Below are 23,336 nucleotides of genomic sequence, written 5' to 3'. Positions count from 1 at the left end.
TTGCGCCGCTTGTTAGGATTGCACACAATCGCGTCAGTGAAGGTGGTGGTCATGAACAAGTCTCTTGCACGGGCATTTGTCGCTGCAGCCAGTCTAGCGCCATTCTATCTTGTTTTCGACAGTAAAGCGCGAGCGGCTGAATGGGGTTGCCAGGTTATCCTGTGCCTTTCCAATCCGAGCGGTCCGACACAATATGCAGAGTGCCGGCCGCCAATCCACAAGCTCTGGCGCGCGCTTGCAAAAGGACACTCCTTTCCCGCGTGCAGCGGCGTTGGGTTCCAGACCTCGCGCCCTCGATACGACCCCTATTACTGCAATGACGGTTATCGCCTGATAACGCGGTATGGAGACCGCGGGATAGAAGCGAGTTGTATCTCGACCACGCCACAGACTGTCACAAATGCTGAATGCTACTCCAACGATGATCGGATGACCTCGTCGTCAGCGTGGCGGCGGAGAGACGGCCGTACGCAGTGCCAGCGCTACGTGACGACGCGACCGAACATCCGCCCGCAACCCCACTACATCGACGTGACCATCGACGGTGTTGGCAAGCAACGCGTGTGGTACTGAGCATGCCTGGTGCTTTCCTCGATTTGGCGCAAACGTGCGCACCCACAATTGCAGCCGAGACGCTCGCCGCTATCGTCAGCCTTGAAAGCCAATTCGAACCCTTCGCCATCCGGGTCAACAGCGGCGCATCACTCTCGCAGCAACCCACGACCAAGGTGGAGGCGATCGCAATCGCCACGTCAATGGCAGCCGGCCGGCAGGACATCCAGCTCGGTCTCGGCGGCATCGGCATGGAAGAACTCCGCAAGCTCAACCTTTCCATTTCAGATGCCTTCGACCCATGCCTCAACCTTCGGGCCACGGCGACCATTCTCGACCGATATTACCGGCTGGCGGTGAAAGCCGGCGCGGATCCGAGCCGGGCCGAACAGGTGATGCTGCACTCCTACTACGGACGGAACGATCCCTCTGTCGGCGCGATGGTCAGGTACGATGAGCAGGTCCGTCAGGAAAAAAGCCGGCTCGCCAGAACTATCACGACTCTCACGATCGAAGATGGTGGCCGAGAGAGGGAGCTCAACGAAGCGCCTCTTGTCGAGGCGATCGGAGATGCCGGCAAGGCCGAGGCCCAGACTGATCAAACGGTATCGGTGCCGTCCTGGGATGTTTTCAGTTCGAGACGGAGGTCCTCCGTCCTCGTGTTCCAGAACAGTCAAATGGAGAAGAGTGAATGACTTTCAGTGCCCGTATCCGCCCGATCGCCGCATCCGCCGCCATGGCAGCGGCTATCGTGGCATCCATGGTCGAACCTGCCTTCGCGCAGGCGGCCGGCATCGAGACCGTGCTGCAGAACATCGTTGATATGCTGACCGGCAACATCGCCAAGCTTCTGGCCGTCATCGCGGTCATCGTGATCTGCATAGCCTGGATGTTTGGCTACATGGATCTGAGGCGCGCAGGGTTCTGGATCATTGGCATTGGCGGCATCTTCGGCGCTACCGAGCTCGTGAACACCATCGTCGGAAGCTGACACCATGGCGAGTTCGCGGCCAATCCTTGAGGAAGACATGCTGTTCATCGCCTGCACCCGGCCGGCGATGATTGCCGGCGTGACGATGGAAGCCATGGGCATGAATATCATGCTGACGACCATCCTCTACATCATTGCAGGCTCGGTTGCCTACGTGCTCGTCGGCGTCGTCTTCCATCTGCTGTTCCGCGCACTCGTCAAACACGACCACAACAAGTTTCGCATCTTGCTGGTTTGGGTGGAGACACGCGGCCGGTCCCGCAACAGCGGCTATTGGGGCGGAGCGACGCTTAGCCCCCTAAAGCTCGCACGCAATTACGACGAAAGGGATCTCGGATTTGCCTAAGCTCGCCACACTCAGATCTCGCGAACTCGGTCCTGAGACCTTCATCCCCTACGTCCGCCACGTCGACGAGTCGACAATCGCACTCGATTCCCGGGCACTGATGGTGATGATCGCATTAGAGGGCGTCTCTTTCGAGACCGCAGACGCCTTCGACCTGAACGCTCTCCATCGCGACCTCAATACCCTCTATCGGAACATCGCCGACGAGCGGCTCGCGTTGTGGACCCATCTCATTCGCCGCCGGGACGGCGACTTTCCGGTGGGTACTTTCGCGACCGCATTTTCGGCCGCGCTCAACGACAAATACCGCGAGCGCATGGTGGGCGAAGATCTGTTCCGCAATGATCTTTATCTGACGATCCACTGGTCTCCGGCACGCCACCCGGCCGACAAGGCAGCGACGTTCTTGTCGCGTCTGTTGCAGTCCCGTCGGACGGGCGTCGAATTGGATGAGGAGGATCTCAAGCATCTTAGAAACAAGGTCGTCGACGTTACGGCGGCGTTGAAACGTTTCGATCCCCGCGTGCTGTCGCTTTACGAGCACAGGGGCCTGATCTTCTCGGAGCCGAGCGAGGTACTGCACCAGCTCGTCGGCGGCCGGCGGGAACCGGTTCCGCTGACAGAGGGTCGCATCGCCTCCGTGATCTACTCCGACCGGGTCATCTTCGGCCGCGAGACGATCGAGATTCGCCACGAGGCCGAAAGTCGGTATGCCGGCATGCTGAGTTTCAAGGAATATCCGGCCAGAACTCGGACCGGGATGCTCGACAGTGTGCTCACCAGTCCTTTCGAAGTTATCCTGGCGCAATCCTTCTCCTTCGTATCGAAGGCGGATGCCCGCGTCATCATGGGCCGCAAGCAGAACCAGATGGTCAGCAGCGGCGACAAGGCGTTCTCGCAGATCGAGGAGATCGATGAAGCGCTGGACGATCTGGAGTCCAATCGGTTCGTACTTGGCGAACACCATCTGACGCTGGCCGTCTTTGCGCGGTCGGTGAAGGAACTGATCGACAATCTAGGCAAGGCACGCGCAGGTCTGACCGGTGGTGGTGCGGTTGTTGCGCGTGAGGATCTCGGCCTTGAGGCTGCCTGGTGGGCCCAGTTGCCGGGCAATTTCCGCTATCGCGCTCGGTCCGGGGCGATCACGTCCCGCAACTTCGCGGCGCTCGCGCCATTCCATTCCTACCCGATCGGTCGGAAGGACGGCAACGAATGGGGACCTGCCGTCGCCCTTTTCAAGACGGCGTCGGGGTCACCGTACTACTTCAATTTTCATTACGGCGATCTCGGTAACACCTTCGTCTGCGGACCGTCCGGTGCCGGCAAGACCGTGCTGTTGAACTTCTTGCTGTCACAGCTCGAGAAACATGACCCGCATGTGGTGTTCTTCGACAAGGACAGGGGAGCTGATCTCTACGTGCGCGCTGCCGGTGGCACCTATCTACCGCTCAAGAATGGTGTCCCGACCGGGTGCGCTCCCTTGAAGGCACTTGAACTGACGCCGGATAACAAGGTGTTTCTCACGCGCTGGGTCGGCAGGCTTGTCGGCTCGGCAACACGGGAGCTGACTGTGACCGAACTCCGAGACATCGCCTCCGCCGTCGATGGCCTTGCCGACTTGCCGGTGGAGCGCCGGACGATTGGCGCGCTCAGGACTTTCCTCAACAACACCGATCCCGAAGGCATTGCCGCGCGGCTGCGGCGGTGGGAGAGCGGAGGCCCGCTCGGTTGGGTCTTCGATAACATCATCGAGGACATCAGTTTCGGCGGCAAGTTCGTCGGCTATGACATGACCGACTTCCTCGACAACGAGGAAATCCGCACGCCCCTGATGGCCTACCTCTTCCACCGGGTCGAACAACTGATCGATGGCAGGCGCATCATCATCGTTATCGATGAGTTCTGGAAGGCGCTCCAGGACGAAGGGTTTCGCGATCTCGCACAGAACAAGCTCAAGACGATCCGCAAACAGAACGGCCTTATGCTCTTTGCTACGCAAAGCCCGCGCGATGCGATCGTATCGCCGATCGCTCATACGATCATCGAGCAATGCCCGACGCAGATATTCCTACCGAATGCCCGCGGTAACCACGCCGACTATGTCGACGGCTTCAAGCTCACCGAGCGGGAGTATGAACTCATTGCACGTGAGCTCTCCGTCGAGAGCCGCCGATTCATACTGAAGCAAGGGCACAATAGCGTCGTCGCCGAACTGAACCTCGGCGGTTTCGACGACGAACTTGCCATCCTCTCCGGCCGCACCGCGAATGTCGAACTCGCCGATGCCATCCGCACAGAAGTCGGCGACCGGCTCGCGGATTGGCTTCCGATTTTTCAGCAAAGAAGGAGTTTGAGCTAATGGCTTCCTATCGAAATCACGGCGCGGCAATTGCCGCCGCGCTCATTCTCTTCGCCGGCACGGCAGCCGGGCAGGGAATCCCGGTGATCGACCGGACCGCGATCGCCAAGCACCTCGAGAGTATCGCCCAACTGAAGGCCCAGCTCGATGCGCTCAACCAGCAGATCGAGCAGGCGCAGCAGCTCTACGGCTCGCTCAACAAGATCACCGACATGGCGGATGTTGCCGGCGTCTTGAACGATCCCGTCGTTCGCAAGGCGCTCCCCGGGGACTTTAACGTCATCGCAGGGCTGTTCAAGGGAAGCGGCACGGGCGTGTTCGGCGATACGGCCTCAAAGTTCCTTGAGGGGAATTCGACCTATCGGACCAGCGCAGATGACTTTTACGCGCAGGAGCTTTCGCGCATTCAGAACAAGAATGCCGGGCAGATGAGCCTAGCGCAGCATATCTACGATGCCGCGGCCAAGCGCGTCGATGGCATTGATCAACTACGCGAGAAGATTTCGACGGCGGGTGACGCCAAGGACATCGCCGACCTTCAGGCGCGACTTCAGGCGGAAACAGCGTTCCTCCAGACCGATATACTGCGCATGGAGGCCCTCCGAATGGTCCAGCAGGCACAGGCCCAGGTTGACGAGCAGCGAAAGGCGGAAGACTGGCGCCGGCGCCTGGACGCGATGGGGGAGGCACTGCAATGAAGAGGCATGTCGTTCTTCTCGCTGTCCTATTGGTCAGTTGCTCCGAGCAAGCCGAGCGAACCTACACTGTCGATGAACTCATCGCCGACGAGGCCCTGCTAGCCGAAATCTTGGCGACGTGTCGCAACAACCCTGGTGAATTAGGCAATACCCCGAATTGCCAAAACGCAGCGGCCGCAGACTTCAAGGCCCGTCTTAAACGGATGTGAAAGGTACTTGGAGGTTGAGGCATGTATCAGGTCTTTGCCTTCGTCGACGAGCAGTTCAAGGCTCCGCTGGAGACCTTCGTCTCCGACGGGACCTCGAACATCTCAGAGTGGATTTCGGGCCCCCTGACGGCAGCGATCACGCTCTATGTCGTGCTTTACGGCTATCTCGTGCTCCGCGGCTCGGTCCAGGAACCGATCCTCGACTTCGCATTTCGGGCGATCAAGCTCGCCATCATCGTAATGCTGGTGAGGGACGCCGACGAATATCAGACCTATGTCACCGACATCTTCTTCGAGGGATTGCCGCGTGAGATTTCTCAGGCGTTGAACGCCGGCACAGCACCAAGTGCATCGACCTTCGACAGCCTGCTCGACAAGGGACACGCGTCTGCCAAGGAGATCTGGGCTCGCGCCTCTTGGCCGGTCGATGTGGTGACGGGCATCGGCGGCATGATGGTCATTGGCGCGAGCTTCATCGTCGCGGCGATTGGCTATATCGTCTCGCTCTATGCCCGGCTGGCGCTCGCCATCGTGCTCGCAATCGGACCGATCTTCGTGGCACTCGCGATGTTTCAGGCGACGCGACGCTTCACCGAGGCCTGGATCGGACAGCTTGCGAACTTCGTGATCCTCCAGGTCCTCGTCGTCGCCGTCGGCTCCCTGCTGATCACGTGCATCGACACCACCTTCACGGCGATCGAAGGGTACAGCGACGTGCTGATGCGTCCGACCGCGCTCTGCGCCATCTGCCTCGCTGCTCTCTATGTCTTCTATCAGCTTCCGAACATCGCTTCAGCGCTTGCCGCCGGCGGCGCGTCGTTGACCTACGGCTACGGCGCTGCACGCGACGCTCACGAAAGCACGCTCGCCTGGGCGGCGACCCATACTACCCGGGCTGCCGGACGCGGTGTCCGCACCATTGGTCGAACCTTCAACCCGAAAGGCTCGGGATCGTGACGCTTTTCGCACGAACAAGAAAAAGGCTCTTCAGGAATGATCAGAACATTTCCGCTGCTCTGCATGGTCGCCGCCTTAAGCGGCTGTGCATCGCTGACGTATCCGCTCCCGAAATGCGACGGCTATTCGCGCCGCCCGCTTAATCGCGCCATGTGGCCGTGGGAAGACAGTAGCAGTCTGAAACAGAAACAGTCCGATGCGGGGCCCGTAAGCTCGTCAATGGCCGCGGCCTATGCCGAAGAGGACAAGGAGCCACCGGCCTTTGCCCATCTCGACATCGACGCCTCCTATCGTCCATCCGAGGGCTGACGCCATGGTCTCCGGGGACGAACTCAAGACATACTTCGCAAAGGCGCGACGCTTCGATCAGGACCGCATGATCCAGGTCGAACGGTCGGCACGCATCGCCTGGTTCATCGCCATCGTGGCCGCCATTCTCGCCGGCGCTTCGATCTTCGCCATCGCCGGCCTCACGCCGTTGAAAACGGTCGAGCCCTTTGTCGTGCGGGTCGACAATTCGACGGGCATCGTCGATGTCGTCTCGGCGTTGACATCGACCGCCGGCACTTACGACGAGGCCGTGACTAAATACTTTGCCGCAAAATATGTCCGCGCCCGGGAGGGCTATGTCTGGAGCGAGGCAGAAGAGAATTTCCGCACCGTCGCGCTTCTCTCGACGCAGCCGGAGCAGGCTCGGTTTTCAGCGCTCTATCGCGGCAGCAATCCGGAGTCGCCACAGAATACCTATGGGCGCGGCGCCACCGCGCGCATCAGCATCGCCTCGATCTCGCTGATCAATCCGCATGTCGTATCCGTCCGCTACATGCGCACCATCACCCGCGGGGAAGAAGTCCGGACAACCCATTGGGTTGCGACGCTCACCTTCTCCTATGCAAACGCGCCGATGTCCTCGACGGATCGGCTGGTGAATCCTCTCGGTTTTGCAGTCAGCGAATACCGAGCCGATCCGGAGGTCATCAACTGATGCGGACTACCCTCATCGCCACCCTCCTTCTTACGACCTCCGCCTCCACCGCGTTCGCCCTCGAAATCCCTCGCGGGGCGTCGCAGGACGGCCGTGTTCGTTTTGTCGATTACCAGCCCTACAACATCACTCGCATCATCGGCTCATTGCGTTCGTCGGTGCAGGTGGAGTTCGCGGCGGACGAGGAGATAGCGCATATCGCGCTCGGCAATAGTGTGGCCTGGGAGGTCGCGCCGGCGGGCAACATCCTATTTCTCAAGCCGCGGGAAAATCAGCCAGTCACCAATCTCTCTGCCGTCACCACCCGGCGCGACGGCTCGACACGAAGCTACCAAATGGAACTGACAGTGCGAGATGGCGCGGTGGAGGTGGGGCAAAATACTTACTTCTACGTCAAATACCGCTATCCGGCCGACGAAGTTGAACGGCGGCGCCAGGCCGCGGCGGCGCGAGCGCTCGCCGCCCAGGCGAAGGAGGCTGACAACGTGTTGGCCATTCATGAGACCCATGGGCCGCGGAACTGGCGTTATTCCGCCCAAGGCGCGCAGGCGCTGGAACCGCGATCGGTCTACGATAATGGCAAGGTCACGACGTTCGCCTTCGTCGGCAACCGGGAAATGCCGGCCATCTACATCGAGAACTCAGACGGCAGTGAAAGCCTGGTGCCGAAATCCGTAGATGGCAATCTTGTCCTGGTCCACGCGATCAGCCGGAAGTTCATCCTGCGGAGGGGACGGGACGTGCTCTGCGTCTTCAATGAGGCCTACGATCGGGTCGGCATCAACCCTGACACCAGTACGACCTCGCCGTCGGTCGAGCGGGTCATTCGGACGGACATCGGCACGGGGCAGTAGGAGCCTGTCATGGTTCAGGAAGATGAAAGCCGGATACCGGGCGAACGCGCCGAAACGGTTCCCGGCGGGAGGATCGACAACCATCCCGTCTTGAGGCGCAGCGCGGTTGCGCTGGCCGTTGTTACCTTTATCGCCTTCGCCTTGTGGTCGATGAGCGGCGAGAACACTCCGACGGACACAACCAGACCCGAGCGGGTTGTCATCCGGCAAACGGCGAACTTCGAGCCGGTGAAGGAGAAGATGGAGCCGGTCCAAGCGGTGCCGGAAGTGAAGCTGCCGACCCCGCTCGCGGCTGAGGAGGTGGAGGACGACGATCCGCTGCTCGACTCGGCGCGCCGGGCTCCGGTCATGGCCTTCAGCGGCGGACAGAAGAACACGACATCGCACCGTGAGACCGCAGATCCACTTATGTCCGGGGACAGCAATTTCGTGCCACTCGATGGAAACACCATGGGCCAGAATATTGCCAATGCCGATGAACAGCGGTTCAACGGGCTGCTACGGCCGACCAAGCTTGAAGGCTCACGCGCCGGCACACTCGGCAATCGGAACTTCATAGTTGCAATGGGATCGTCAATCCCGTGCGTGCTGGAAACTGCCATGGCATCCGATCAGCCCGGCTTCACCAGCTGCGTGATCAACCGGGATGTTCTCTCGGACAATGGCCGGGTTGTGCTGATGGAAAAAGGCACGCAAGTTGTCGGCGAATATCGGGGCGCCCTTCAACGAGGACAGAAGCGCCTCTTCGTGCTCTGGAATCGTGCGAAAGCCCCGAACGGCGTCATCGTCACCTTGGCCTCGCCGGCGACGGATGCGCTCGGCCGGGCCGGCATCGACGGCTATGTCGACACCCACTGGTGGGAGCGGTTCGGGAGTGCGCTTCTCCTGTCCATCGTCGGCGATGCCACGAGCTATGCCAACAGTCGCCTGGGGAACAGCGACGTCGACGCTGAGAACACGACAAACGCAGGCCAGCAGGCGGCAGCCATCGCTGTCGAGCAATCGATCAACATTCCGCCAACGCTCAATAAGCACCAAGGCGAGCTCGTCTCGATCTTCGTCGCACGTGATCTCGACTTTTCCGGTGTCTACGGATTGCGGGTGACCGAGCCGAAGAACAAGGTCCTTGACCGCGCGGTGCTGGGGGATTTCAGCCCGCGGTCGACGTTCGTGACGAAGTAGGGTAGGGGCGGTGACCGAGGATCCTGACGCGACGGTCGTTCGTGAACTGCTCGCTCCGTTCACGCCGTTCCTTGATGACAAGTCGCTTTACGAAGTGATCGTCAATCGGCCCGGGCAGGTGCTGACAGAAGGCTCTGGTGGATGGCGGACCCATGATCTGCCGGAGCTATCCTTTGAAAAGCTGATGCGCCTTGCCCGGGCCGTGGCCAGTTTTTCCCACCAATCCATCGATGAAACGCGGCCGATCCTGTCGGCAACACTGCCGGGGGATGAGCGAATCCAGATCGTCATCCCGCCTGCGACCACGCGGAACACAGTCAGCATCACCATCCGAAAGCCATCATTGGTCACATTCACGCTCGATGACCTGGAAGAGCGAGAGTTTTTCTCCGGGACGCGAGCGGTTAGCGGAGACGCCCCGGCATTGCACCAGGATTTGCTGGAGCTATACCATGCCGGCCGTTTCAAGGAATTTCTGCGGGAGGCCGTGATTGCGCGGAAAAACATCATCATCTCAGGCGCAACCGGATCGGCCAAAACGACGCTCTCAAAAGCGTTGATCAAGCACATCCCATCTCACGAGCGGATCATTTCGATCGAGGACACTCCAGAATTGGTTATTCCTCAGCCCAACCATGTACGCCTGTTCTATTCGAAAGGCGCGCAAGGACTTTCCACTGCCGGTCCAAAAGACCTGTTGGAATCGAGCCTTAGAATGCGGCCCGATCGAATCCTGTTGCAAGAGCTGCGCGACGGCACTGCATTTTACTACGTCCGCAACGTCAACTCCGGTCATCCCGGATCGATCACGACCGTGCATGCCGATTCCGCCGAACTCGCTTTGCAACAATTGACGCTGCTCGTGAAGGAATCCGAAGGCGGACGCAATCTGGATCGCGAAGACATTGATAGACTCTTGAGGGTCTCGATCGACGTTATTGTCCAATGCAAGCGAATGGATGGCCGGTTTCGCGCAACAGAAATCTACATTACGCCTAACGGATGACCGACGCGCTGGAAACGCAGTAGTGCCGCGAAGCGGTCAGACAACCGATATCATCTTCACGATCCTCGGCCTGTGCGCTTCTAGCGACTTCACATTTGGCGGCGTCGCCATGACCGCGAAGGGGACGTTCGGTTGCCGAAATGTCCGATGCAGGCTTCGCCGGCGGCAATGGCTTCAGCATTGCCGCTATCTCGGCGAGATTGCTATCACTTCATCGCTTCGACCTTGGATGCGACCATCTTATTGCCCTGTTTTACATAGGTAATCTTCACGGTCTCACCGACCTTGAGCTTCTTGAAGTTGAATTTGGTCGGAAGGGTGAAGGTCTCACCAGATTGCAGGACAATGTCGTCCTTGGCTTGATCAATGGACTTAACGACGCCGGTCGTGGAGAGTGGCGCGGCGAGAGCCGAGGCCGCAAACAAAGTGGAAACGAGAAGTCCAGGAAGGATGCGTCTGACAGTCATAGGCTTTCTCCTTCGATCCAAAGGTGGGGGGCGATTGCCCTCATGATGGCCTGCATCATTGCACACATGACCTTGTCAGGTATTTGCCGTTTGTTTACGGATGGGTAAGGTACTGGCGCCTGACCGGCACCTTCGGACCTGTGAACGCAAGCAGTGTATGCGCGCTGTCTTAGCGCGGGCCAGCCGCCTTGCCGCTCGCCACTCGCGGAAAGTCAATGCAAACGACGAGGCCTGGACGGTTGTCAGAGAGTGTGATTTTGCCTCCATGCAGCTCGGCAATTGCCGCAACTAAACTCAATCCAAGTCCGCTGCCTGGCGTTGAACGCGATTTTTCTAGCCGGTAGAGACGATGAAATACCTTTGCTCGCTCATGTGCAGGGACCCCAGGGCCATCGTCTGAGACGATTACACTCGGTCCGACTTGGCCAGCCTCCAATGTAACGCGGATTGTCGTTCCTGCCGGACAATGGCGTATCGCATTTTCGAGTAAGTTCACGAAAAGCTGCGTTAAGAGTTCACTGTCGCCGTTGATAACAGCTCGCTGCCTCGAGAGCTCCACAATGAGTGTATCCCCGGCATCCTCTGCGACCGGGCGATAGATTTCTACGATTTCGGTTAGTAGGTCTTTCAACTCTACTGATTGGAAACGTTGCCGTCGCGCGCCTGCCTCAATCTGTGCAATGCGCAGCAGCGCCTCGAAGGTCTCCACAATGGTGTCGAGCTCCAAAAGACAGGCGCTGACTTCTTTGCGAAAGTCAGAGACGTCTGTCGCGGTTCGAAGCGCCACGTCGAGCCTTTGCCTCAGTCTACCCACGGGCCGCTTGAGGTCGTGCGCGATATCGGTCGAAGACTGATCAACACGCTCTATCAGCCTCTGCAGATGATCGAGCGTAGCGTTGATCTGCTCGGCGACGCGGTCCAAGTCATCTCCTGAGTAGCGCCGGGCGACGCGTTCCTGCAGTTTACCTTTCGCGACAGCTGCGAGAGCTCTGGAGATGGCGCGGATTTGCGACTGGGCGCGCCGAGCGATCAGAGCACCGGATGCCGTCGCTAGCAGTACCAACGCCGCCAGTTCCCAAAAAAGGCCACCAAGGAGTGTTGATTGAACCACCCGGAGGTCTCCAATACTGGCGCCGACCAGGAGCTTACCCTGCGACAGGGGAGTCCAAAGGGCGTAATAGGAGTCGTCCGGACTTCGTTGTCCGCTTACGCGCCCGAGGTCGCTTTCCCGTAGAATGAGCCAGCCGTGAAAATCTGGAATGCCTGCGACATTGCCTGCCACGAAGCTGCCCGTGTCATCGACGAGCAGCAGGATCGTGCCGATCGGGCGACGCGACGTCGCCTCGCGCCTAACAACCTCCGCAACATCTTTAAAGCCGTCGCTGCTATCGATGGCCACCAACGCGTCACGGCTGTCGAGGATATGCAGCTTGATACGCTCCTCGAGTTCGGCGCTCAGTTGCCAGTAGATGACAGTCACCCCGGCAAGCACCGTGGACCCGATGAGGATAGCGAGCAAAATCGATCCCCGCACTGCCGTGCGGCGCAACAGGTCAGACATGGTCGTCAATGATGTAGCCCGCACCGCGGACGGTATGTATCAACTCGGTGTCGAACGGCTTGTCGATCTTGGTCCGCAGCCGTGAAATATGAGTCTCTACGACGCTGGTCTTCGGCTCAAAATGGAAGTCCCACACACGCTCCAGCAGCATTGTTCGGGTTACCACTCTGCCCTTGTTGCGCAGCAACACCTCTAGGAGCCGGAACTCGCGCGGTTGGAGGTCTATGATTACGCCCGCGCGTTGCACGATCCGGCGGGAGAGATTCATTTCGAGGTCACGAATGCTAAGCGTGGTCTCCTCGTTCTTTAGCGGCGGACGGCGGCCTAATGCGTTCACACGCGCCAGCAGTTCCGCAAAGTAGAATGGTTTCGAAACATAGTCGTCGCCCCCTGCCTCAAGCCCCTTTACGCGATCGTCGACGCCCCCCAAGGACGTCAGATAGAGAACGGGGGTCGCATTGCCGACACTTCGGAGCGCCTTCACAAGCGACAGACCATCGAGTACCGGCAGCATGCGATCGACGATCAGAACATCATAGTCGCCCGTCGTTGCCTGCAGCAGGCCGTCGCGGCCATCGGCAGCAACGTCGACTTGATGACCTTCCTCAGACAGGCCGTTGCTTATATAGGACGCCGTCTCCGCATCGTCCTCGATGACCAAGACTCTCATTTTTCGCACTCTTGCTGCAGCCGGCTAGTCGGCTGTGCCGCAAGGTTCGGCATACTAAGATAGCATACAACTCCTTGACCGACGGCACCAAGGCTGCAATGCAAATGACGGCCGTCGCCAACGGAACGGGTATTTAATTGCCCCGAAGATGGTCTCGCCTTTCCGCCGGCCGGTCTTCACGCCTCGCCCGCGTCTTCCGTCCGGCAAGCGACGGCGGCCGAAGTTTAGGAACGGTCCGGGAAACCTCGACCTGTCCCGGTGGGTCGTCGTGCGCATTGCCAAACCGTGCGCCGCGAACGATAAACATTCAATGCTGGCCAGTGATTTAAGGAATGTGCTTGAGGAGCTCTACAATGCTGGTGCCTATCGGGTGCCGGCAGACGAACTCTACTGGCCACAGGAACTGCATCCGGCCGTCTTTCGCGCCCTGAACATGCAATACATTACGCGAAGAGAAGTGGACGACGGCCGTGTCGAGTTCTCGCTGACGCAAGCGGGCTATCAGGCGATCAATGCCGAGGTGCCTTGGTCCGACATCCTGCGCCGGCGACTGCGGGATTTCTTCCGTTTCGGCAAATCTCGCTAAAGTACCCCGCCACAGTCAAACCTTGGCAATCTTTCGAGCGCAAGCCGCTTTTATCCTGGCGATAGCGACGCACATCTCAGACCGTAATCGGCGATCGGGATCAAGGAATAAGTCGCTTCGATGAAACCGGTATTGATCGATCGCGCGAAGAAATAAGGCGACGGAGCTCTACGCGTCGTGATGTCGTGGGTCCGCCGCCTGCGCGTTGAAGACGTTCGTCGACGATAGGCGCGCGCTTTTGCGATATAGCAACGGCCCGGCGATCTTCCGATCCCGAGCCGCTTGATCCTTGGGAGGATAAGGCGCCCCTCGAGGCGCTGGAATTGGTTAGCCGCGGCGCGTGTCCGGGAAGTTTACCGGGTCAATGCCGAGGGTGCGCAGGTCGCTTGCCTTCGGGCGGCGGTGACCTTCGACAGCGGCGGCGACAGCGCTGGCAGCGCCGAGAACTGCGAACGCACGACCGATGAAACCCTTGTGGTAAGTTGTGGTAGCCATCTTCTTGCTCGCTTTCGTTTTCTTTCTGATGAGCAAAAGATGGGGTCTGACCGGTCTTTTTGCAATGCACAATCGAACACGCCAGCCATGCAAAGGAAGCAAGCCCGGTTGGTAATCAAACCAAACGGGCCTGCCGATACGCCTTGGGAGGAGGCGCTATTTGGGAGCAATTCCGAGAGGAGACTCTACCCGGAATTGCTTTGAGATGGCTTAGTCCTCGTTGGCTGCCAGTTGCGAGAGTACCTCGCCACGACCACGGGCCCTGAGGATCAGCGGTACGATCAGCGCGGCAGCGGCGATGAGCAGGAGCACAGCGGCGATCGGCGAGGTGAACAGCACGCTGAAGTCACCCTGGCTGATCGCGAGTGCGCGGCGGAGCTGCTGCTCGGCAAGCGGACCAAGGATCAGACCGACGACGACAGGGGCGATCGGATAACCGAACACGCGCATAGCGTAGCCGAGCAAGCCGAAGGCGAGCAGCATGCCGAGTTCATAGACTGACGGGTTGGCGCCGATGGTGCCGAGCGTCGCAAACAACAGGATACCGGCATAGAGCCACGGCTTCGGGATCGTCAGCAGTTTTACCCAGAGACCGATCAGCGGCAGGTTTAGGACCAGCAGCATGAAGTTGGCGATGAGCAAGCTGGCGATCAGGCCCCAGACGAGCTGCGGATTGGTAGCAAACAGCAGCGGACCAGGCTGCAGGCCGTATTGCTGGAAGCCGGCCAGCATGATGGCCGCCGTTGCAGTCGTCGGCAGGCCGAGCGTCAGCAGCGGTACGAGCGTTCCAGCGGCGGACGCGTTATTGGCGGCTTCCGGACCTGCAACGCCCTCGATTGCGCCATTGCCGAACTCTTCCGGATGCTTAGTCAGGCGCTTTTCTGCAGCGTAAGAGAGGAAGGTGCCGATCTCGGCGCCGCCAGCCGGCATCGCGCCGATCGGGAAGCCGATGAAGGTGCCGCGCAGCCAGGGCTTCCAGGACCGTGCCCAGTCCGTGGCATTCATCCAGACCGAGCCACGCACCGCCTCGACCTTGTCGGGCCCCTTGTCGCCTTGGGCAGCGATAAAGAGCGTTTCGCCGATCGCGAACATGGCAACGGCGAGCGTCGTGACTTCGATGCCGTCAAGCAGTTCCGGAACACCGAAGGAGAGGCGCGTCTGGCCGGTCAGCTGATCGATGCCGACGACAGAAAGTGCCAGGCCAACAAACAGCGACGTCAGACCGCGAAGGGTAGAATCGCCGAAAGCCGATGAGACGGTGACGAAGGCGAGCACCATCAGCGCGAAATACTCGCGCGGACCAAAGACCAGGGCCAGCTTGACGACATAGGGCGCGATGAAAGCAAGGCCGAGCGTGGCAATGAGGCCGGCGACAAAGGACCCGATCGCGGCTGTCGCCAGCGCCGGGCCGCCGCGTCCAGCTCGGGCCATCTTGTTGCCCTCGAGCGCAGTGACGATCGAGGCGCTTTCGCCGGGCGTGTTCAAGAGGATCGATGTGGTCGAACCGCCATACATGCCGCCATAATAGATGCCGGCAAACATGATCAGTGAACCGCCAGGGTCGAGCCGATAGGTAACCGGCAGCAGGAGGGCCACGGTCAACGCCGGGCCGATGCCCGGCAGAACGCCGACGGCGGTTCCGAGCGTCACGCCGATCAGCGCATAGAGCAGGTTCATCGGCTGCGCAGCAACCAGCAATCCCTGCAGCAGGAAGTCAAAAGTAGCCATAGTCGTCGGCCCTCTTAGAAGAACAGGCGTTCAAGCGGCCCCGCGGGCAGCGACAGTTGCAGGAGCTTGGCGAAAATCACCCACACGGCAAAACAGATCGCGATACCGACGGGAATTGAGAACCAGAGCTTCCGCTTGCCAAAGCCACGCGCGGTCAGCGCGAACAGAATGCCGGTAGCGATCGAGAAGCCCGCGACATTCAGCAAGAGCATCTGGGCAGCAAGGCCGCCAACGATCCAGATGACGGGAGCAACCTCCTGGTGTTCACGCTCCGGGAAGTCGCCGCGAAACGCTTCGAAGCCCGTCCAGATCGCGAGAGCGAGAAGACAGCAGGCGATCGCATAGGGGACCGTCGTCGGTCCGACCTGGGAATAACCGGCAGCGCCTGCGAGGCGCGACACATCCCAGAAAATGAGTCCAGCGATAGCGGCGAGAACCACCGCGATGAAGAGCGCCGCCCGATCCGGGCGACGCGTTGCGGTTGAAGGGTGATGCCCCTTGGTCATTTCACCAGTCCAATGTCCTTGAGAACACCTTCGGTGGCGGCAACGTCCTTGTCGAGCTGGGCGTTGAAGGCGTCACCGGCGAGGTAGCTGTCCTGCCAACCCTTGGACTTCAGGACTTCCTGCCAGCTGGCAGACTTTGCAAGCTTCTCGACATCGGCCGTTACGGCAGCCTTCTGCTCGTCAGACAGGCCAGGAGCGGCGGCGACCATGCGCCAGTTCTCGACGACGACGTCGAGGCCGGATTCCTTCAGCGTGGGTGCGTCAACGCCCGACAGGCGCTCGGCGCTCGTTACGGCGAGCAGTCGAAGCGTGCCGGCCTTGACCTGCGATTCAAACTCGCCATAGCCGGAAACACCGGCCGTTACCTGGCTGCCGAGGATGGCTGCGAGGGCCTCACCGCCGCCAGAGTAAGCGATGTAGTTGATCTTGGTCGGATCGACGCCGGCTGCCTTGGCGATCAGGCCAACGGCAATGTGGTCGGTACCGCCGGCCGAGCCGCCGGCCCAGGACACCGCACCCGGGTCCTTCTTCAGGGCTGCGACGAGGTCGGCCATCGTCTTGATGTCGGAAGCAGCCGGAACGACGACCGCTTCGTATTCGCCGGTCAAGCGCGCGATCGGCGTGACGTCCTTGAGGGTAACCGGGGACTTGTTGGTCAGGATGGCGCCAACCATGACGTAGCCGCCGACGATCAGAGCGTTCGGATTGCCCTTCTGCTGGCTTGCGAACTGGGCGAGACCGATGGTGCCGCCGGCGCCCGGCACGTTCTGAACCTGAACGTTGCTGGAGATGCCTTCCTGCTGCATGACGGTCTGAAGCGAGCGTGCCGTCTGGTCCCAGCCGCCGCCCGGGTTTGCCGGTGCGATGATCGTGTAGTCAGCGGCGAATGCCGGCAGCGACATGGCGCCGGCGAGAATCGTTGCGAGGAAAAAGTGTTTCAAGGTCAGTCCTCCGTGAGGCGCGTTTTCACCGCGCACGTTGTTGCTGTGTGCGAGCGGGGAGACGGCGACGGGTTCTTTCGACCCTTGTCGCTTGACCGGATTGGTGGCTTCCTCCCAGTGCGCAACCGGCAAACCCGCCTCCACGGGTGCCAGTGACCCTAAGCCACCATAGAAAGCTGACATTTAGCTGACATCAAGCCCCGAATACGCTTTTCGAGGCGTGACGTTTACGAAATTTTAGGCGCTTGGCCCCGCCGGCGAGGGAAATGGCATCATTGTCGGCCTGGGTGGCTCTGTTCGCAGAGGTGGATCCACCGGGGAAAGAGGCGAATCGAAACCTCGGAGCCGAGGCGCCGGCTCCACGGATGATGAGTCGCGATATCGCGAGGACGACAAGCTGTGGTAGTGTCGCGCCTGCCACCCCGAAGACCTGTTCGAAAGGATGGAGCCATGACCAAGACAGCCAACACCAAAATCGCCAAGGCTACATCGAAGCGACCCGCAAAAGAAAACACTACACGAGCGAGTGTGTCAGCCAAAAACGAAGGCGAAAAAGAGGAGAGGGGACAGGCGGCCGCAGACCAGCCGAAATTGCTTTCAGGCGGCAATCCTCAGATCGCCAAGGGCTACGGTGATGCACCAGTCCAAGCCTATATTGCCGCCATGCCGGGCTGGAAAAGTGCGGTCGGGCGCCGTCTCGACCAACTCATCATGCGTGCCGTCCCGGAAGCGCAAAAGGCCGTGAAGTGGAATTCGCCGCTTTATGGGATGGAGGGCAACGGTTGGTTCCTCGGCGTTCACTGCTTTGCCAAATATATCAAGGTCGCGTTCTTTAATGGCGCGGCACTGAGCCCGCCGCCGCCAGTCGAATCCAAAACCGCGAATGCGCGCTATTTCCATATTCACGAAACGGACGAGATTGACGAAGCTCAATTCAGCGATTGGGTAAAACAAGCGAGCCGATTGCCCGGCGAACGCATGTGAGCGGAAAGCCATTGGTGTCGCGCGAACGAACCTTGCGTTCAACGTGTGCCACCGGAGAGGAGATGATGCGATGAAGAAAACGTCGAAGACAGTAAAGACCGAGGCCGCGGACGGAGAAGCGTCTGCCGCCGAACGGATCGATGCCAGGATAGCCGAACTCGACGACTGGCGGGGCGAAGTGCTTGCGCGCGTCAGGAGGCTGATCAAGGAAGCCGATCCTGAGGTCGCCGAGGAATGGAAATGGAGAGGTGTTCCGGTTTGGGAACATGCAGGGATCATCTGTACCGGCGAGACCTACAAGTCCGTGGTCAAGATGACCTTCGCCAAGGGCGCGTCGCTCGAAGATCCCGCGGGGCTCTTCAATTCGAGCCTTGACGGCAATGTCCGGCGGGCGATCGATATCCATGAGGGCCAACAGATCGACGAAGACGCTTTGAAAGCTCTCATTCAACAGGCCGTGGACCTGAACCTGTCGGTGCAGGCCGAGCGTAGCGGCCGGTCCCGGAAGAAGGCCTGAAAACCCGATTAAGGCGCGGCCGACCTAGCGCTCGCCCAGTTTTCAATGGAGCCGCAGGACCTCGTTCCATTTGGCGATCAGCCGCGAGCGTTTCACCTGATCAAGATAGACCATCAGCCCGGGGCTGACGGGAACGGGGCGCAATTGAGCGCCGAGCATCGCTTGCATGGTATTCGCGGTGTTCTCGCCGGCGACCTCGGGGCTGACAGCAGCAATCTGCAGTTCCCGTGCCATGATCGTCTGTCCTTCCTTGGACATGAAGAATTCGAGATAGCGTCGTCCAAGGTCTGGAGAGGCCGAGGCCTGTGGAACGAGACCAATTCGCGACATCACCACCGTGTAATCCTTGGGCAAAACGATCCCGACATCTGGATGCCGCGCTGCCCAGTCCGCCGCGTAGGAGCCAAGGATATTGTAGCCGAGCACGAAACGCCCGTCGGCGACGCGCTCGAGGATGGCCTCGCTGGTGGAGTAGAGCTTGACGCCGGCGGCACCCATGGCCTGGATCACATCCCAGATATCGCCGAACTGCTCCTGGTCACGCGACATAAAGAGGAAGCCGACGCCCGAGCGCTCGATGTCGTAGGTTCCGATACGCCCAAAAACGTTGGCACCCTGGCGCTTCAGATAACTGACGAATTCGGCCCGTGTCGACGGTGGCTTTTCCGTCGTGAAACTTGGCTTGTGATAGACGAAGACGGCGGGCTCGAAGGTGAGCGCATAGGCCGTGTTGCGCCAGTTCGCCCAGGCGGGCCAGCGGTCGCTCATCGGCAGGTCGCTGCGTTGGGCGTAGCCGTCGTTGCTGAGCTTGACTTGGAGGTCCATGGCGGAAGAAAAGGCGAAGTCCGCCGTCTTCATTCCGGCGTCCGTTTCCTTGATGATGCGGTCGTAGATCTCGCCGGTCAGCATGTCTTCGTAGCGTACGGCCACATCCGGATTGGCCCTTTGGAAGCCGATGATCATCGGCCTGGCGAGAGGTTCATCGAGCGAGGAATAGACCACCAGCGTGCGCGCGTCGGCGTTGCCGGAAAGAGCTGGAAATATGATCGGTGCCGCAAGCAGCAGCTGGGGGCAGAGGGCAAAAAAAAGAAGAGAAATCAAGAACCGCATGAATCCACAATGCCTCAGCGCGTCACCGTTCACAAGCAAGGCGTCGCCGGATAAGGTGGTTCGGGGAGTGACGTTATTTGCGCATCTTGCTTGTTGAGGATAACCAGGACCTGGCGGAGGGCCTGTCTGCCATTTTGCGTGGCAGCGGCTACGCTGTCGACGTCGTCAGTGACGGCGCGTCGGCGCATGCGGTTGCGGCGGCTGAAACCTTCGATCTCGTCATTCTCGACCTCAACCTGCCGGAAATGGATGGGCTCGATGTGCTACGGGCAATGCGCGCCCGGCAGAACCGTGCGGCGGTGCTGATCCTTACTGCGCGGGGGGCGCCCGAGGAACGGATCAAGGGTCTTGATCTCGGCGCCGACGACTACATGATCAAGCCGTTCGACGTCGGGGAACTCGAGGCGCGCGTGCGCGTGTTGCTGCGCCGGCAGGCGGGCCTCAGGGCATCCACGGTCAGCTATGGCAATGTTTCGCTTGATCTCAATACCCGAAGCTTTTCGTCAGGCGGCGCGCCGATCGAGATCCCTGCGCGCGAATTAGGACTTCTCGAACTCCTGTTCATGCGGGCCGGCAAGGTGGTCGCAAAGGACGCGATCATGCAGTCGCTTACCGGCTTCGACGACGATCTTAGCCCCAATGCGATCGAGCAATATGTCAGTCGGCTGCGCAAGCGGTTGGCCCCGCATGGCCTCACCGTTCGCACAGCCCGCGGCATCGGCTACTACCTCGACAAGATGGCCGAGCCGGAATGAGAACGACAGTCTATAGCCTCCGCCGGCGCCTGTTAGGTTGGCTACTGATTTCGACGGTCGTCATCGGCGTGATTGCGCTCATGGATACCTATCGAGAGGCGGTCACGACCGCCAACGTCGTCTCCGACCGCGTGCTCGCTGGCTCCGCATTGGCGATCGCGGAGCGCGTGGTCGTGGCAGAGGACGGCTCGCTCGAGGTCGATATCCCCTATGTTGCCCTGGAGATGCTAACCTCTGCCGCGCAGGATCGCGTTTTCTACAGGGTCGACGGCCCGCCCGGCCAGTTCATCACCGGCTACCAGACGCTGCCGTCGCTTGCCGAAGAGCCTGGGACATCCACGACCTTCGCGGATGCGACGTTTCGTGGTGAACCGATCCGCATCGCCGCCCTCCGCCGTTCCGCCTCGACCGGCGTCAATTCGGTGCCCTTCGTCGTTACCGTTGCCGAAACGACAATCGCGCGCCGGCAACTGGCGCAGACCATCCTCGTCCGATCGGCTCTTCGTCTCGGCATGATGATCGCCGGCGCCGCGGTGATCGTCTGGATAGCAGTCACATTTTCGCTGCGCCCGCTTTATCGGCTCGGAGACGCGATCGCCGAGCGTAATCCTGATGATCTGCACCCGATTGGTGAACGCGTACCCAACGAAGTCCAGGGGCTTGTCGACACGGTCAACTCGTTCATGGGGCGGCTGCAATCGGCGCTCGATGCGCTGCGCAATTTCACCGGTAACGCCAGCCATCAATTGCGAACGCCGCTTGCGATCATTCGGACTCAGCTCGCCTTGGCTCAGCGTGCCGGGTCCTTCGAGGAGACGAAGAGTGCTGTGAAAAAGGCCGACGAAGCCGTAGCCAATGCCGAACGCATCCTGGGGCAATTACTGCTGATGGCGAAAATCGACGCGGCAGGCAAGAATGAGGCGCGGATGCTGGAGCGTGTCGATCTTGTCGAACTCGCGCGCGAAATCACCGCGGAACACGTGCCGGCGGCGGGAGAGGCCGACATCGATCTCGGCTTTGATGGCGAGGGCGAAGCCTTCATTCGCGCCGAGCCGCTGCTGGTGGCCGAGATGCTCAAGAATCTGATCGGCAACGCCTTGCTCTATGCCGGCTTAGGTGCCGAAGTGACGACACGCGTTGTTGCAGACAGCGGATCTGTGTCGCTGGAAGTCGAGGACAATGGCCCGGGCATTCGGGCCGAGCTGCGCGCGAAAGTGTTGCGGCGCTTCGAACGCGGAGGCAGCGAAGCGCCGGGTTCGGGGCTTGGCCTGCCGATCGTGGAGGAGATCGCAGGTCTTTATGGGGCGACGACTAGTCTCAACGAAGGGGCGGACGGTCGCGGCCTGAAGGTGACCATCCGCTTTCCGGCGGGCTAGCAACAGGCCGGCTCTCCGGCGCCGCAATCGCGGGCCGGATGAGCAAAAACCATCTGAAGGCGGTCAGGTCGACACGCCAAATGGTTGGGCATTTTCGATTAACTTGCTTAGCGGCCGCGCTGGCCGAAGAGGGAAGCTGTCTCGCGGGTCTGTACCCGCAGCATCGCGTTCCAGAGCTGGAGAACGAAACGCGGCTGAAACTGGCTCGCAAGCTTGCGCTGCGACAACATGATAAGTCTCCGATAGTTTTGGACAGCGTGCATGTAGTGCATCGCGAAGGATCGTGCCAGAGCGCCCACGCCGGGGCAGACCTGCGCGCCAAGCATATGTGGAAAGTGGTAAAAGAGTGGCGAAATACCTGAAGTGAAAAACAAAATGCCGGGATGACTTTCATCATCCCGGCCAGTTGGCTTCACTGGGAGGAGAGTTTTTCTTTGGAGGTTCAGGCCTTCTTGCGGTTTTTCTGTCGATAGACGTCGATGACGACGGCGGCGACGATGATCAGACCCTTGACGATTTCCTGATAGTAGGCGTCGACGCGCAGAAAGGTGAAACCAGAGGTCATGACGCCGAGGATGATCGTGCCGATGACCGTGCCGGTGATCCGGCCCACACCGCCGGTCAGCGACGTTCCACCGATGACGGTCGCGGCGATCGCGTCCAGTTCGTACATGACCCCCATGCCGGCCTGGGCCGTCTGAGCGCGGGCAGCGGTAACGACACCGGCGAGCCCGGCCAGCATGCCGGCAATGGCATAGACCTTGATCAGATGCGCTTCGACATTGATGCCCGAGACGCGCGCCGCCTGGACGTTGGCACCGATTGCATAGGTGAACTTGCCATATCGGGTGTAGCGCAGTGCGATGTGGAAGATGATCGCGACGACCAGGAAGACGATGACGGGCCAGATGCCGGTGCCGATAAAGTTGAACTGCTCGGTGAGGCCAGAGACCGGCTGTCCCTTGGTGTACCACTTGGAGATGCCGCGTGCCGACACCATCATGCCGAGTGTCGCGATAAAGGGCGGGATCTTCGTGCGGGCGATGAGCTGGCCGTTGATGACGCCGGCGAGCAAGCCGATGCCGACCCCAAGGCCAATCGGGACAATCGCTGGCATGTCGGTGAGCGACGGATAGAGGGCCCGTGGCCAGGTCGATGCCTGGGCGACGCTTGCCGAAATCATCGCCGTCATGCCGACGACGGAGCCTGAGGAGAGATCGATGCCGCCGGTAATGATGACCTGAGTCACGCCGACGGCGATGATGCCGATCACCGAGACCTGCAGGATCATGATCGTCAGACGCTGCGGGTTCATGAGGAAACTCTGGCCAACGAAGATCCAGCCAAGAACTTCATAGACGAGGGCGATGCCGATCAGCACCAGAAAGATGTTGAATTCGGGCGGCAGGCGGCGCTTTGCGCCAACGAGCGTCGTGCTCCCGCCCTGTGCGGCGATATTGGTATCCATTTTCATTCCTCCCTTTCGTCGGATCGCTTCCCG

28 protein-coding genes and 1 pseudogene are annotated in these 23,336 nt (G+C 60.2%); 19 read left to right on the top strand and 10 right to left on the bottom strand.

Annotated elements, in window-relative coordinates; all coding sequences use genetic code 11:
* Positions 1 to 51: 51 nt before the first annotated feature.
* The 13 genes from ACQ5BM_RS08185 to virB11 are packed head-to-tail and all read left to right on the top strand — an operon-like array spanning position 52 to position 10,139.
* Positions 52 to 573, top strand: a complete 522-nt coding sequence (locus ACQ5BM_RS08185) for a hypothetical protein (RefSeq protein WP_429809943.1) — start codon at positions 52 to 54, stop codon at positions 571 to 573.
* A 2-nt stretch (positions 574 to 575) separates the two neighbouring features.
* On the top strand, positions 576 to 1,247 hold the full coding sequence (locus tag ACQ5BM_RS08180) for a lytic transglycosylase domain-containing protein (RefSeq protein WP_429809941.1): 672 nt from the start codon (positions 576 to 578) through the stop codon (positions 1,245 to 1,247).
* Positions 1,244 to 1,543, top strand: coding sequence for a TrbC/VirB2 family protein (locus ACQ5BM_RS08175; protein ID WP_429809940.1), 300 nt, complete (start codon positions 1,244 to 1,246; stop codon positions 1,541 to 1,543). Before ACQ5BM_RS08180 ends, ACQ5BM_RS08175 begins: the two co-directional genes overlap by 4 nt.
* A 4-nt stretch (positions 1,544 to 1,547) precedes the next feature.
* Entirely contained in the window at positions 1,548 to 1,889 is a 342-nt protein-coding gene (locus tag ACQ5BM_RS08170; protein WP_429809938.1) for a type IV secretion system protein VirB3, read from the top strand.
* Positions 1,882 to 4,248, top strand: coding sequence for a VirB4 family type IV secretion/conjugal transfer ATPase (locus ACQ5BM_RS08165; RefSeq protein ID WP_429809937.1), 2,367 nt, complete (start codon positions 1,882 to 1,884; stop codon positions 4,246 to 4,248). The genes ACQ5BM_RS08170 and ACQ5BM_RS08165 overlap by 8 nt, the downstream gene beginning before the upstream one ends.
* Positions 4,248 to 4,946 carry a P-type DNA transfer protein VirB5 gene (gene virB5, locus ACQ5BM_RS08160; RefSeq protein WP_429809935.1) on the top strand — a complete coding sequence of 233 codons (699 nt, stop codon included), beginning with the start codon at positions 4,248 to 4,250 and terminating at the stop codon, positions 4,944 to 4,946. The genes ACQ5BM_RS08165 and virB5 overlap by 1 nt, the downstream gene beginning before the upstream one ends.
* Positions 4,943 to 5,155: an EexN family lipoprotein gene (locus tag ACQ5BM_RS08155; protein ID WP_429809933.1), complete on the top strand. Its 213-nt coding sequence runs from the start codon at positions 4,943 to 4,945 to the stop codon at positions 5,153 to 5,155. Before virB5 ends, ACQ5BM_RS08155 begins: the two co-directional genes overlap by 4 nt.
* A gap of 21 nt (positions 5,156 to 5,176) precedes the next feature.
* Positions 5,177 to 6,112, top strand: a complete 936-nt coding sequence (locus ACQ5BM_RS08150) for a type IV secretion system protein (RefSeq protein WP_429809931.1) — start codon at positions 5,177 to 5,179, stop codon at positions 6,110 to 6,112.
* A 36-nt stretch (positions 6,113 to 6,148) separates the two neighbouring features.
* Entirely contained in the window at positions 6,149 to 6,421 is a 273-nt protein-coding gene (locus tag ACQ5BM_RS08145; protein WP_429809929.1) for a hypothetical protein, read from the top strand.
* Positions 6,422 to 6,425: 4 nt separating this feature from the next.
* Entirely contained in the window at positions 6,426 to 7,097 is a 672-nt protein-coding gene (locus tag ACQ5BM_RS08140) for a virB8 family protein (RefSeq protein ID WP_429809927.1), read from the top strand.
* Positions 7,097 to 7,951, top strand: a complete 855-nt coding sequence (gene virB9 / locus ACQ5BM_RS08135; protein WP_429809925.1) for a P-type conjugative transfer protein VirB9 — start codon at positions 7,097 to 7,099, stop codon at positions 7,949 to 7,951. The genes ACQ5BM_RS08140 and virB9 overlap by 1 nt, the downstream gene beginning before the upstream one ends.
* A 9-nt stretch (positions 7,952 to 7,960) precedes the next feature.
* Positions 7,961 to 9,133, top strand: coding sequence for a type IV secretion system protein VirB10 (gene virB10, locus ACQ5BM_RS08130; protein ID WP_429809923.1), 1,173 nt, complete (start codon positions 7,961 to 7,963; stop codon positions 9,131 to 9,133).
* Positions 9,134 to 9,143: 10 nt separating this feature from the next.
* Positions 9,144 to 10,139, top strand: coding sequence for a P-type DNA transfer ATPase VirB11 (gene virB11, locus ACQ5BM_RS08125; RefSeq protein WP_429809921.1), 996 nt, complete (start codon positions 9,144 to 9,146; stop codon positions 10,137 to 10,139).
* Positions 10,140 to 10,345: 206 nt separating this feature from the next.
* Here the strand turns inward: virB11 and ACQ5BM_RS08120 are convergent, their stop codons facing one another.
* From ACQ5BM_RS08120 to ACQ5BM_RS08110, 3 genes are all read right to left on the bottom strand, one after another.
* The gene (locus ACQ5BM_RS08120; protein ID WP_429809919.1) at positions 10,346 to 10,606 is read right to left on the bottom strand and encodes a DUF1344 domain-containing protein; all 261 of its coding nucleotides are present in this window, start codon (positions 10,604 to 10,606) and stop codon (positions 10,346 to 10,348) included.
* Positions 10,607 to 10,775: 169 nt separating this feature from the next.
* Positions 10,776 to 12,167, bottom strand: coding sequence for an ATP-binding protein (locus tag ACQ5BM_RS08115; RefSeq protein WP_429810508.1), 1,392 nt, complete (start codon positions 12,165 to 12,167; stop codon positions 10,776 to 10,778).
* Entirely contained in the window at positions 12,160 to 12,837 is a 678-nt protein-coding gene (locus ACQ5BM_RS08110; protein ID WP_429809917.1) for a winged helix-turn-helix domain-containing protein, read from the bottom strand. Before ACQ5BM_RS08110 ends, ACQ5BM_RS08115 begins: the two co-directional genes overlap by 8 nt.
* A gap of 65 nt (positions 12,838 to 12,902) precedes the next feature.
* Between ACQ5BM_RS08110 and ACQ5BM_RS08105 the strand changes: the two are divergent.
* Together ACQ5BM_RS08105 and ACQ5BM_RS08100 are read left to right on the top strand one after the other, a co-directional pair.
* Positions 12,903 to 13,058, top strand: a pseudogene (locus ACQ5BM_RS08105) (flagellar biosynthesis protein FlgA); the annotation flags it as partial.
* 47 nt (positions 13,059 to 13,105) lie between these two features.
* The gene (locus tag ACQ5BM_RS08100) at positions 13,106 to 13,423 is read left to right on the top strand and encodes a hypothetical protein (RefSeq protein ID WP_429810537.1); all 318 of its coding nucleotides are present in this window, start codon (positions 13,106 to 13,108) and stop codon (positions 13,421 to 13,423) included.
* Between the two features lie 327 nt (positions 13,424 to 13,750).
* Here the strand turns inward: ACQ5BM_RS08100 and ACQ5BM_RS08095 are convergent, their stop codons facing one another.
* From ACQ5BM_RS08095 to ACQ5BM_RS08080, 4 genes are all read right to left on the bottom strand, one after another.
* A complete protein-coding gene (locus ACQ5BM_RS08095; protein WP_429809915.1) occupies positions 13,751 to 13,918 on the bottom strand; it encodes a hypothetical protein in 168 nt (55 codons plus the stop codon).
* Positions 13,919 to 14,128: 210 nt separating this feature from the next.
* On the bottom strand, positions 14,129 to 15,646 hold the full coding sequence (locus tag ACQ5BM_RS08090; protein ID WP_429809913.1) for a tripartite tricarboxylate transporter permease: 1,518 nt from the start codon (positions 15,644 to 15,646) through the stop codon (positions 14,129 to 14,131).
* A 14-nt stretch (positions 15,647 to 15,660) separates the two neighbouring features.
* Positions 15,661 to 16,152: a tripartite tricarboxylate transporter TctB family protein gene (locus tag ACQ5BM_RS08085; RefSeq protein ID WP_429809911.1), complete on the bottom strand. Its 492-nt coding sequence runs from the start codon at positions 16,150 to 16,152 to the stop codon at positions 15,661 to 15,663.
* Complete coding sequence (locus tag ACQ5BM_RS08080; RefSeq protein ID WP_429809909.1) at positions 16,149 to 17,093, bottom strand: Bug family tripartite tricarboxylate transporter substrate binding protein; 945 nt, start codon at positions 17,091 to 17,093, stop codon at positions 16,149 to 16,151. The genes ACQ5BM_RS08085 and ACQ5BM_RS08080 overlap by 4 nt, the downstream gene beginning before the upstream one ends.
* 450 nt (positions 17,094 to 17,543) lie before the next feature.
* On the opposite strand from ACQ5BM_RS08080, the gene ACQ5BM_RS08075 reads away from it, so the two are divergent.
* Positions 17,544 to 18,077 (top strand): DUF1801 domain-containing protein, encoded by a 534-nt coding sequence (locus ACQ5BM_RS08075; RefSeq protein WP_429809908.1) that lies wholly within the window; start codon positions 17,544 to 17,546, stop codon positions 18,075 to 18,077.
* Between the two features lie 70 nt (positions 18,078 to 18,147).
* The gene (locus ACQ5BM_RS08070; RefSeq protein ID WP_429809906.1) at positions 18,148 to 18,594 is read left to right on the top strand and encodes a DUF1801 domain-containing protein; all 447 of its coding nucleotides are present in this window, start codon (positions 18,148 to 18,150) and stop codon (positions 18,592 to 18,594) included.
* Between the two features lie 42 nt (positions 18,595 to 18,636).
* Here the strand turns inward: ACQ5BM_RS08070 and ACQ5BM_RS08065 are convergent, their stop codons facing one another.
* Entirely contained in the window at positions 18,637 to 19,704 is a 1,068-nt protein-coding gene (locus ACQ5BM_RS08065) for an ABC transporter substrate-binding protein (RefSeq protein WP_429809904.1), read from the bottom strand.
* Positions 19,705 to 19,781: 77 nt separating this feature from the next.
* Here ACQ5BM_RS08065 and ACQ5BM_RS08060 point away from each other — a divergent pair, with 77 nt between their 5' ends.
* Positions 19,782 to 20,459, top strand: a complete 678-nt coding sequence (locus ACQ5BM_RS08060) for a response regulator transcription factor (RefSeq protein WP_429809902.1) — start codon at positions 19,782 to 19,784, stop codon at positions 20,457 to 20,459.
* A complete protein-coding gene (locus ACQ5BM_RS08055) occupies positions 20,456 to 21,835 on the top strand; it encodes a sensor histidine kinase (RefSeq protein WP_429809901.1) in 1,380 nt (459 codons plus the stop codon). The genes ACQ5BM_RS08060 and ACQ5BM_RS08055 overlap by 4 nt, the downstream gene beginning before the upstream one ends.
* A gap of 107 nt (positions 21,836 to 21,942) precedes the next feature.
* On the opposite strand, the gene ACQ5BM_RS08050 is transcribed toward ACQ5BM_RS08055, so the two are convergent.
* Entirely contained in the window at positions 21,943 to 22,065 is a 123-nt protein-coding gene (locus ACQ5BM_RS08050) for a hypothetical protein (protein ID WP_268802306.1), read from the bottom strand.
* 212 nt (positions 22,066 to 22,277) lie between these two features.
* Positions 22,278 to 23,303 carry an ABC transporter permease gene (locus tag ACQ5BM_RS08045; protein ID WP_429809899.1) on the bottom strand — a complete coding sequence of 342 codons (1,026 nt, stop codon included), beginning with the start codon at positions 23,301 to 23,303 and terminating at the stop codon, positions 22,278 to 22,280.
* Between the last annotated feature and the right edge of the window lie 33 nt (positions 23,304 to 23,336).

The sequence above is a fragment of the Ensifer sp. B1-9 genome (assembly GCF_050474445.1).
In the GTDB taxonomy this organism is placed as follows: Bacteria; Pseudomonadota; Alphaproteobacteria; order Rhizobiales; family Rhizobiaceae; genus Ensifer.
Note: the sequence above shows the minus strand (reverse complement) of the source record. Positions and strands in the feature narration are given on the sequence as shown.

What these genes read in the sequence shown, in the direction of transcription:
- ACQ5BM_RS08115 (WP_429810508.1), bottom strand. Translation starts at nt 12,167, where the DNA reads ATGTCTGACCTGTTGCGCCGCACGGCAGTGCGGGGATCGATTTTGCTC.
- ACQ5BM_RS08120 (WP_429809919.1), bottom strand. Translation starts at nt 10,606, where the DNA reads ATGACTGTCAGACGCATCCTTCCTGGACTTCTCGTTTCCACTTTGTTT.
- ACQ5BM_RS08180 (WP_429809941.1), top strand. Translation starts at nt 576, where the DNA reads ATGCCTGGTGCTTTCCTCGATTTGGCGCAAACGTGCGCACCCACAATT.
- ACQ5BM_RS08145 (WP_429809929.1), top strand. Translation starts at nt 6,149, where the DNA reads ATGATCAGAACATTTCCGCTGCTCTGCATGGTCGCCGCCTTAAGCGGC.
- ACQ5BM_RS08070 (WP_429809906.1), top strand. Translation starts at nt 18,148, where the DNA reads ATGAAGAAAACGTCGAAGACAGTAAAGACCGAGGCCGCGGACGGAGAA.
- ACQ5BM_RS08150 (WP_429809931.1), top strand. Translation starts at nt 5,177, where the DNA reads ATGTATCAGGTCTTTGCCTTCGTCGACGAGCAGTTCAAGGCTCCGCTG.
- ACQ5BM_RS08055 (WP_429809901.1), top strand. Translation starts at nt 20,456, where the DNA reads ATGAGAACGACAGTCTATAGCCTCCGCCGGCGCCTGTTAGGTTGGCTA.
- ACQ5BM_RS08140 (WP_429809927.1), top strand. Translation starts at nt 6,426, where the DNA reads ATGGTCTCCGGGGACGAACTCAAGACATACTTCGCAAAGGCGCGACGC.
- ACQ5BM_RS08065 (WP_429809904.1), bottom strand. Translation starts at nt 19,704, where the DNA reads ATGCGGTTCTTGATTTCTCTTCTTTTTTTTGCCCTCTGCCCCCAGCTG.
- virB5 (WP_429809935.1), top strand. Translation starts at nt 4,248, where the DNA reads ATGGCTTCCTATCGAAATCACGGCGCGGCAATTGCCGCCGCGCTCATT.
- ACQ5BM_RS08075 (WP_429809908.1), top strand. Translation starts at nt 17,544, where the DNA reads ATGACCAAGACAGCCAACACCAAAATCGCCAAGGCTACATCGAAGCGA.
- ACQ5BM_RS08095 (WP_429809915.1), bottom strand. Translation starts at nt 13,918, where the DNA reads ATGGCTACCACAACTTACCACAAGGGTTTCATCGGTCGTGCGTTCGCA.
- ACQ5BM_RS08110 (WP_429809917.1), bottom strand. Translation starts at nt 12,837, where the DNA reads ATGAGAGTCTTGGTCATCGAGGACGATGCGGAGACGGCGTCCTATATA.
- ACQ5BM_RS08155 (WP_429809933.1), top strand. Translation starts at nt 4,943, where the DNA reads ATGAAGAGGCATGTCGTTCTTCTCGCTGTCCTATTGGTCAGTTGCTCC.
- ACQ5BM_RS08050 (WP_268802306.1), bottom strand. Translation starts at nt 22,065, where the DNA reads ATGTTGTCGCAGCGCAAGCTTGCGAGCCAGTTTCAGCCGCGTTTCGTT.
- ACQ5BM_RS08090 (WP_429809913.1), bottom strand. Translation starts at nt 15,646, where the DNA reads ATGGCTACTTTTGACTTCCTGCTGCAGGGATTGCTGGTTGCTGCGCAG.
- ACQ5BM_RS08175 (WP_429809940.1), top strand. Translation starts at nt 1,244, where the DNA reads ATGACTTTCAGTGCCCGTATCCGCCCGATCGCCGCATCCGCCGCCATG.
- ACQ5BM_RS08185 (WP_429809943.1), top strand. Translation starts at nt 52, where the DNA reads ATGAACAAGTCTCTTGCACGGGCATTTGTCGCTGCAGCCAGTCTAGCG.
- ACQ5BM_RS08170 (WP_429809938.1), top strand. Translation starts at nt 1,548, where the DNA reads ATGGCGAGTTCGCGGCCAATCCTTGAGGAAGACATGCTGTTCATCGCC.
- virB10 (WP_429809923.1), top strand. Translation starts at nt 7,961, where the DNA reads ATGGTTCAGGAAGATGAAAGCCGGATACCGGGCGAACGCGCCGAAACG.
- ACQ5BM_RS08085 (WP_429809911.1), bottom strand. Translation starts at nt 16,152, where the DNA reads ATGACCAAGGGGCATCACCCTTCAACCGCAACGCGTCGCCCGGATCGG.
- virB9 (WP_429809925.1), top strand. Translation starts at nt 7,097, where the DNA reads ATGCGGACTACCCTCATCGCCACCCTCCTTCTTACGACCTCCGCCTCC.
- ACQ5BM_RS08045 (WP_429809899.1), bottom strand. Translation starts at nt 23,303, where the DNA reads ATGGATACCAATATCGCCGCACAGGGCGGGAGCACGACGCTCGTTGGC.